Raw genomic sequence first — 8014 nt, 5'->3', positions numbered from 1 at the left:
TGCCGGTTCCGGCATGGGCCCTCGGCTTTTGATACGACACCCCGGGGCGGTACGGTCGGCGGTCGGAAGTCATGTGGAGAAAGGGCGTCGATGGCCATTGCCAAGGCCGAGCGGCTGATGAACCTGGCGCTGTGTCTGCTCGGGACACGGCGGCCGCTCAGCAAGCGCGAGCTGCGCGAGTCCATCGAGGCCTATCTGGAGGCGGGGTCCGACGACTCCTTCAACCGGATGTTCGAGCGCGACAAGGACGATCTGCGCGAACTCGGCCTGGTCATCGAGACGGTGGAGAACCTCGACGGCGAGGTGGGCTATCTCGCGCGCCGCGACAGCAACCGCCTGCCGCCCATCACCATCGACGCCGAGGAAGCCGCCGCGCTCGGCCTCGCGGCCAAGGTCTGGCAGCAGGCCCGCCTCGCCGGAGCCGCCAGCGGCGCCCTGCAGAAGCTGCGCGCCGCCGGACTGCCCGAGGAACTCGACCCGTACGAGGCGCACAGCGCCCTCGAGCCGCGCATCCCCGTGCACGAGGCGTCCTTCGAGCCGCTGATGCTGGCCTGCCGCGACCGCCGCCCCGTCGTCTTCGACTACCGCAAGGCCACCGCGGCCCGCCCCGAGCCCCGCCACGTCGAGCCGTGGGCGCTCGAATGCTGGCGCGGCCACTGGTACCTCGCGGGCTGGGACCGCGACCGCGGCGCCGAGCGGGTCTTCAGGCTCTCCCGCATCACCGGGAAGGTCCGCGCCCGCGCCGGCAAGTTCACCGCCGACATCCCCGATGTGGTCACGGTGCGCGAGACGGTCGCGAGCTGGGCGGGGGAGAGCGCGGACCGCTCCGCGCTGATCAGGCTGCGTAAGGGCGCGGGCTATCCGCTGCGCGCCAAGGCCGCCCACATACGTGAAGTGGCCGAGGGGTGGGACGAGTTGGAGATTCCGTACGGGCACGGGCTCGACGCCTGGCTTGTGGAGTTCGGGCCCGATGTGGTGGTCCTGGAGCCCGCCGAGCTGCGGGCCGACGTAGTGGACCGGCTGCGCGCCGTGGCCAAGGGTTGAGGGGACGTACGACCATGGCCTCGAACGCCATCGACCAGACCCGCCGGATGCTCTCCCTGGTGACCTATCTGCGCGAGCGACCGGGCGCCCACGTCAGTGACGTGGCCCGCGCCTTCGGGATCACCGAGGACGAGCTGATCTCCGACCTGGACGTGCTGCCGCTGTGCGGGACCAGCTTCCGCGGCGGTGACCTCCTGGACATCGACACCGACGGCGACCGCATCTGGTGGCACAACCCCGACGACGTGGCGGCCCCCCTGCGGCTCGCCGCCGACGAGGCCACCGCGCTCCTGGTGGCCGCCCGCGCGGTCTCCACCCTCCCCGGGCTGCGCGAGAGCGACCGGCAGGCGCTCCTTCGCGCCACCGCGAAGCTGGAGGCGGCGGCCGGTGAGAACGCGGGCGCCAGCGCGCGGCTCTCGGTGACCTTCGAGTCCGAGGGCGGTGTCTTCGCCGAGGTCGACCGTGCCATCTCCGAGCGGCGCCGGCTCTGGCTGCGCTACTACTCGCCCGCGCGCGACGAGCTCACCGAGCGCGAGGTCGACCCGATCCGGCTCTTCGCCGTCGGGCACACGTACATGGAGGCGTGGTGCTACCTCTCCGAGGCGCGCCGCACCTTCCGCCTCGACCGGGTGGCCGAGATCAAGATCCTGGACGAGCCGTCGTCGCCGCCCGAGGTCGAACTGCGTGATCTCTCCGAGGGGCTCGTGCAGCCCGCGGCCGAGGACCCCGAGGTGGTCGTCGAGGTCGGGCCCGGCGGCCGCTGGGTCGCCGAGTACTACCCGCACGACAGCGCCGATGAACTTCCCGACGGCGGCCTACGGATCACGTTGCGCACCCCGGACCCCACCTCGCTGCGCAGGCTCGCGCTGCGGCTCGGCGGGGACGGGCACATCGTCTCCCCGGCGGATCTCGCGGACAGCGCACGCCAGGCGGCGCGCGAGGCGCTGGCGGCCTATGACGAGCACGACAAGCACCCCGGCGGGTCGTACGGCAGGCAGGAGCAAGGGCGTTGAACACAAGCATCTTGTCCGAGATTCCCGGAATGTCGAGAATCGCCCCTGTGCTCTTCAAGGCGGCCTGCCCCGACTGCCGAGCCCGCTTCGAACTCTCCGCAGGCTCCCTGCGGTTGGCCATCGGCGCCTCGGCGCGCACCACCTTCTACTCGTTCACGTGCCCCGAGTGCGGCACCGCGGTGCGCAAGCCCGCGGGCGAGCGCATCGTCGAACTGCTCACCGGCGGCGGGGTGCGGACGCTGCGTCTGCACTCGACCGTCTAGGCTCGGCGCATGTTCTGGGCGATGCTGGCGATTGCCGCGGGGTTCTGTGGCCTCGCCGTGCTCGGCGTACTGGCGATTCGGGTCTTCATCGAGGCGCAGCGCCTCAGCAGTCAAGTGACGCAGACCACACAGCGGATCAATCGCGCCGCGGAGGATCTTGAGGCGGCTGCGACAGGTGTGGCCCGTGCGAGCCGAGACACCCTCTAGAACCTGTGAATCCTGTCGGTGCGGCTGAGGCGCGTATCGACCCCGCGGCCTGTCAACTTCCCATGTCCGGCGGGTACGCTGCTTCAGTGGCCCGGAGTGCGAGGCGCGGGCCGCAACTGGGAGTACGCACAGGGATTGCCCTGCGTTCACCCCTGAGCGTTACGATCGCTGCCAGCACGGTGGTCGGACAGCCAAGTCCGGCCTGTCCGGCAGCCCCGCCCCTGCCGCCTCGGTGAGAAGGTAAAGACCTATGTTCGGAAAGATCGGCGCCCCCGAGATCATTCTCATTCTCGTCGTCATCGTTCTCCTGTTCGGCGCGAAGAAGCTTCCCGACATGGCCCGGTCGCTCGGCAAGTCCGCGCGCATCCTCAAGAGCGAGGCCAAGGCGATGAAGACGGACGGCAAGAAGGACGAAGCCGCCCCGGCCGACCCGCCCAGCGACCCTTCCGCCGCTCAGCCGCGCACGATCCAGGCCGCGCCCGGCGACGTGACCAGCTCCCGTCCGGTCACCGAGCCCACCGACAGCACGACTAAGCGCTGATCCAAGGCCGGCGACGGCCGGCCTGCCGCACGAGATGAGGACGTGGGTTGCTCAAGTCTGCCCGCAAGAAGGAACAGGATCCCGAGGGGCGGATGCCGCTTGCGGAGCACCTGCGCGAGCTCCGCAACCGGCTCGCGAAGGCCGTGCTGGCCATCATCGTCGTCGCGATCGTCGCTGCCTTCTTCTACAAGGACATCATCGAGTTCTTCACGAACCCGATCCTGAACTCCGTGGGGTGCGAGACCAGCTTCGCCGAGCTGGCAAAGCAGGAAGACGGCACGTGCGCGCGCATCGTGCTGAACGGTCTGCTCACGCCGTTCACGCTCGCGCTGAAGATCTCCCTGATGGCCGGCGTGGTGCTCGCGTCGCCGATCTGGCTCTACCAGCTGTGGGCCTTCGTCGCCCCCGGACTGCACAAGAGCGAGAAGAAGTATGCCTACGGGTTCGTGGCCGCCGGTTTCCCCCTGTTCCTGGGCGGCGGGTTCTTCGCCTACAAGACGCTGCCGACGATGGCGCGGGTGCTGCTCGAATTCTCGCCCGGCGGGATCGACAACCAGCTGCCCCTTGACGAGCTGATCGACCTGGTCACCCGCATGGTGATCGTCTTCGGCCTCTCCTTCGAGCTGCCGCTGCTCCTGGTGATGCTGAACCTCACCGGGGTGCTCACCGGCAAGCGCATGCTCGGCTGGTGGCGCGCGATGATCATGGGCATCACGGTCTTCGCGGCCGTGGCGACGCCCAGCACGGACCCGCTGACCATGATCGCCCTCGCCGGACCGATCTGGGTGCTCTACTTCGCGGCCACCGCCTTCTCGATCCTCAATGACCGACGCAAGGCAAAGATCGAGGCTGCCGGACCCGATGACGACGAGGCGTCCGACCTCGACCTCACCCCCGAGGGCGTCGGCGAGATCGAGCCCGTGTCCGCGAACCGTGCGCTGCCCGAGCAGGCGAGCGGCGACAGCGCGAACCGAGATCGGGTAAACGGTTTCGACGACGTGACCTGATCTTGTAAGGTCCTCCCTCAAACTCCGTCCGGGGGGACCTTCAGTGACCAGCGAGATCACTCTCTTCGTCAATCCCACCGCGGGCCGCGGCCGGGGCGCCCACGCGGCGCAGCCGGCCGCTTCCGCGTTGCGGGCAGCGGGCTACTCCGTGCGCACGGTCATCGGCGAGGACGCCGGCGACGCGCTGCGCCGGGCCCGTGACGCCGTAGGTGCCGGTACGGGCGCGCTGATCGCCGTCGGCGGTGACGGCATGGCGAGCCTCGCGCTGCAGGCCGTCGCGCAGACGCCGACCCCCTTGGGCGTGATCGCCGTCGGCACCGGCAACGACTTCGCGCGCGCCCTCGGCCTTCCGGTGCGCGACCCGGCCGCCGCGGGCGCGGCCATCGCCGACGCGCTCGACGCGGGGCGCGCGCGGGACGTCGACCTGGGGCGGGTGGGCAAGACGTGGTTCGGCACCGTGCTCGCCTCCGGCTTCGACTCGCGGGTCAACGACCGGGGCAACCGGATGCGCTGGCCCACAGGGCGCTTCAAGTACGACCTGGCGATGGTCGCCGAGCTGGCCGCCTTCCGGACCGTCCGGTACCGGATCACGCTGGACGACGGCCGGGCCCACGAGGTCGACGCGACGCTCGTGGCCGTGGGGAACGGACCCTCGTACGGCGGGGGCATGAAGATCTGCGCGCGGGCCGACATGAGCGACGGCCTCTTCGACGTCACGGTCGTCGGCGACTGCAGCCGTACGACGCTCCTCAAGGTCTTCCCGCGGGTCTACAAGGGCACGCACCTGGACCATCCCAAGGTCACCGTCTTCCGGGCCGCGAAGGTGGAGCTCGCCGCATCGGGCGTCACCGGGTACGCGGACGGGGAGCAGCTCGGCGGGCTGCCGCTGACGGCGGAGTGCGTGCCGGGGGCCGTGCGGGTGCTCGGGCCCTAGGACCCCAGGGCTCAAGGAGTCGCAGGCACCCCAAGACGGATAATGATCGTCCGTTGTCAGTGGTGGCCGGTAGTCTCGAAAGCACGATGACAGAGGACCTCTCACCGGCCGAGCGGTACGCGGCGGCGCGCGAGCGCGCTGTCGAGCAGGCCACCGCACTCGCTGGCTTCCGCGAGATGTACGAATTCGGCCTCGACCCCTTCCAGATCGAGTCCTGTCAGGCGCTCGAGGCGGGCAAGGGTGTGCTCGTGGCCGCCCCCACGGGTTCGGGCAAGACGATCGTCGGCGAGTTCGCCGTGCACCTGGCCCTGATGCAGGGCAAGAAATGCTTCTACACGACGCCCATCAAGGCGCTCTCCAACCAGAAGTACGCCGACCTCTCCAAGAGATACGGCGCGGACAAGGTCGGTCTGCTGACCGGCGACAACAGCGTCAACTCCGATGCTCCGGTGGTCGTGATGACCACCGAGGTGCTGCGGAACATGCTGTATTCGGGCTCGCAGTCGCTGCTCAACCTCGGCTACGTGGTGATGGACGAGGTGCACTACCTCTCCGACCGCTTCCGTGGCGCAGTCTGGGAAGAGGTGATCATCCACCTCCAGGAGTCGGTGACGCTGGTCTCCCTCTCGGCGACCGTCTCGAACGCGGAGGAGTTCGGCGACTGGCTCGACACCGTGCGCGGCGACACCCAGGTGATCGTCTCGGAGCACCGGCCCGTGCCGCTGTTCCAGCACGTCCTGGCCGGGCGCCGGATGTACGACCTCTTCGAGGAGGGGGAGGGCCAGCGAAAGGCCGTCAACCCCGACCTCACGCGCATGGCGCGGATGGAGGCCAGCCGTTCGTACAACCCGCGTGATCGCCGCAAGGGCAAGATGATCCGCGAGGCCGACCGGGAGCGCGAGCGCAGACAGCGGTCGCGGATCTGGACGCCGGGCCGGCCCGAGGTCATCGACAGGCTCGACTCCGAAGGTCTCCTTCCCGCGATCACGTTCATCTTCAGCCGCGCGGCCTGCGAGGCCGCCGTGCAGCAGTGCCTGCACGCGGGACTGAGGCTGAACGACGAGGACGCGCGGGCACAGGTCCGCGAGATCGTCGAGGAGCGCACGGCCGCCATCCCGGACGAGGACCTGCACGTCCTTGGTTACTACGAATGGCTGGAAGGCCTGGAGCGCGGCATCGCCGCGCACCACGCGGGCATGCTGCCGACCTTCAAGGAGGTCGTCGAGGAGCTCTTCGTCCGCGGGCTCGTGCGCGCGGTCTTCGCCACCGAGACCCTCGCGCTCGGCATCAACATGCCCGCGCGCAGTGTGGTGTTGGAGAAGCTCGTCAAGTGGAACGGCGAGCAGCACGCGGACATCACACCCGGTGAGTACACGCAGCTGACCGGCCGTGCCGGGCGGCGCGGCATCGACGTCGAGGGCCATGCCGTGGTCCTGTGGCAGCGCGCCATGAGCCCGGAGCACCTCGCGGGGCTCGCCGGCACGCGTACGTACCCGCTGCGGTCCAGCTTCAAGCCGTCGTACAACATGGCGGTGAACCTGGTCGACCAGTTCGGGCGGCACCGCTCGCGTGAGCTCCTGGAGACGTCCTTCGCGCAGTTCCAGGCCGACAAGTCGGTCGTCGGGATCTCCCGCCAGGTGCAGAAGAACGAAGAGGGACTTGAGGGCTACAAGACCTCGATGACCTGCCACTTGGGCGACTTCGACGAGTACGCACGCCTGCGCCGCGAGCTGAAGGACCGGGAGACCGAGCTCGCCAAGCAGGGTGCCAACCAGCGCAGGGTGGCCGCCGCCGCGGCGCTGGAGAAGCTCAAGCCCGGCGACGTCATCCATGTGCCGACCGGGAAGTACGCGGGCCTCGCGCTCGTCCTGGATCCGGGGATCCCCGCGGGGCGGGTCAACGGCCACCGCGGCTTCGAGCACCAGGACGGGCCAAGGCCCCTGGTCCTCACCGCCGAGCGGCAGGTCAAGCGGCTCGCCTCGATGGACTTCCCGGTGCCGGTCGAGGCCCTGGAGCGGATGCGTATCCCGAAGTCGTTCAACGCGCGCTCGCCGCAGTCGCGCAGGGACCTGGCGTCCGCGCTGCGCACGAAGGCCGGGCACATCGTCCCGGAGCGCCATCGCAAGGGGCGCGCGGCCGCCGCCGACGACCGTGAGATCGCCCGGCTCCGTACGGAACTGCGGGCGCACCCCTGCCACGGGTGCGACGAGCGGGAGGACCACGCGCGGTGGGCCGAGCGCTACTACCGCCTGCGGCGGGACACCGTGCAGCTGGAGCGGCGCATCGAGGGGCGCACGAACACCATCGCGCGGACCTTCGACCGGATCGTCGCGCTCCTTACCGAGATGGACTACCTGCGCGGTGACGAGGTCACCGAGCACGGCAAGCGGCTCGCCCGGCTCTATGGAGAGCTGGACCTCCTTGCGAGCGAATGCCTGCGCGAGGGTGTGTGGGAGGGGCTCAGTCCGGCCGAACTGGCCGCGTGCGTCTCGGCGTTGGTGTTCGAGGCCCGGATGGCGGACGACGCGCTGGCCCCCAAGCTGCCCTCCGGGAAGGTGAAGGCATCCCTCGGCGAGATGGTGCGGATCTGGGGGCGGCTCGACGCCCTCGAGGAAGAGTTCAAGATCAACCAGGCGGAAGGGGTCGGGCAGCGGGAGCCGGACCTCGGCTTCGCCTGGGCGGCGTACATGTGGGCGTCGGACAAGGGCCTCGACGAAGTGCTTCGGGAGGTCGAGATGCCTGCGGGGGACTTCGTCCGGTGGTGCAAGCAGGTGATCGATGTCCTGGGGCAGATTTCGGCGGCGGCTCCCCGCGAAGGGTCGACCGTGGCCAAGAACGCCCGTAAGGCCGTGGATCAGCTGCTGCGCGGGGTTGTGGCGTACAGCTCGGTCGGCTGACGGTGGGTAGTGGGGGGGGGGGGGGGGGCCCGGGGGGGGTCCGCGACCCCCCCCCCCCCCCCCCCCGCCCCCCACACCCCCCCCACCCACCCCCCCCCCCCCCGGCCA

The 8014-nt window shown here is 70.0% G+C and carries 8 protein-coding genes; all 8 read left to right on the top strand.

Translation table 11 applies throughout. The annotated features are described in order from the left end of the window. The first annotated feature begins 90 nt into the window (after positions 1 to 90). Complete coding sequence (locus tag ACFQ7F_RS44350) at positions 91 to 1044, top strand: helix-turn-helix transcriptional regulator (protein ID WP_383284945.1); 954 nt, start codon at positions 91 to 93, stop codon at positions 1042 to 1044. Positions 1045 to 1058: 14 nt separating this feature from the next. Beyond that, positions 1059 to 2057: a helix-turn-helix transcriptional regulator gene (locus ACFQ7F_RS44345; protein ID WP_383284942.1), complete on the top strand. Its 999-nt coding sequence runs from the start codon at positions 1059 to 1061 to the stop codon at positions 2055 to 2057. A 29-nt stretch (positions 2058 to 2086) separates the two neighbouring features. Next, a complete protein-coding gene (locus ACFQ7F_RS44340) occupies positions 2087 to 2320 on the top strand; it encodes a hypothetical protein (protein WP_383284939.1) in 234 nt (77 codons plus the stop codon). 9 nt (positions 2321 to 2329) lie between these two features. Beyond that, positions 2330 to 2527, top strand: coding sequence for a hypothetical protein (locus ACFQ7F_RS44335; RefSeq protein ID WP_383284936.1), 198 nt, complete (start codon positions 2330 to 2332; stop codon positions 2525 to 2527). A gap of 250 nt (positions 2528 to 2777) precedes the next feature. After that, positions 2778 to 3068 carry a Sec-independent protein translocase subunit TatA gene (gene tatA / locus ACFQ7F_RS44330; protein ID WP_344520689.1) on the top strand — a complete coding sequence of 97 codons (291 nt, stop codon included), beginning with the start codon at positions 2778 to 2780 and terminating at the stop codon, positions 3066 to 3068. Between the two features lie 47 nt (positions 3069 to 3115). Then, positions 3116 to 4075 carry a twin-arginine translocase subunit TatC gene (gene tatC, locus ACFQ7F_RS44325; protein WP_383284932.1) on the top strand — a complete coding sequence of 320 codons (960 nt, stop codon included), beginning with the start codon at positions 3116 to 3118 and terminating at the stop codon, positions 4073 to 4075. 43 nt (positions 4076 to 4118) lie between these two features. Beyond that, positions 4119 to 5009 carry a diacylglycerol kinase gene (locus ACFQ7F_RS44320; protein WP_383284929.1) on the top strand — a complete coding sequence of 297 codons (891 nt, stop codon included), beginning with the start codon at positions 4119 to 4121 and terminating at the stop codon, positions 5007 to 5009. A gap of 86 nt (positions 5010 to 5095) precedes the next feature. Beyond that, positions 5096 to 7906, top strand: coding sequence for a DEAD/DEAH box helicase (locus tag ACFQ7F_RS44315; protein WP_383284926.1), 2811 nt, complete (start codon positions 5096 to 5098; stop codon positions 7904 to 7906). The last annotated feature ends 108 nt before the right edge of the window (positions 7907 to 8014 follow it).

This window comes from Streptomyces sp. NPDC056486 (assembly GCF_042795295.1).
In the GTDB taxonomy this organism is placed as follows: Bacteria; Actinomycetota; Actinomycetes; order Streptomycetales; family Streptomycetaceae; genus Streptomyces.
This window is presented reverse-complemented; position numbering and strand designations above follow the sequence as displayed.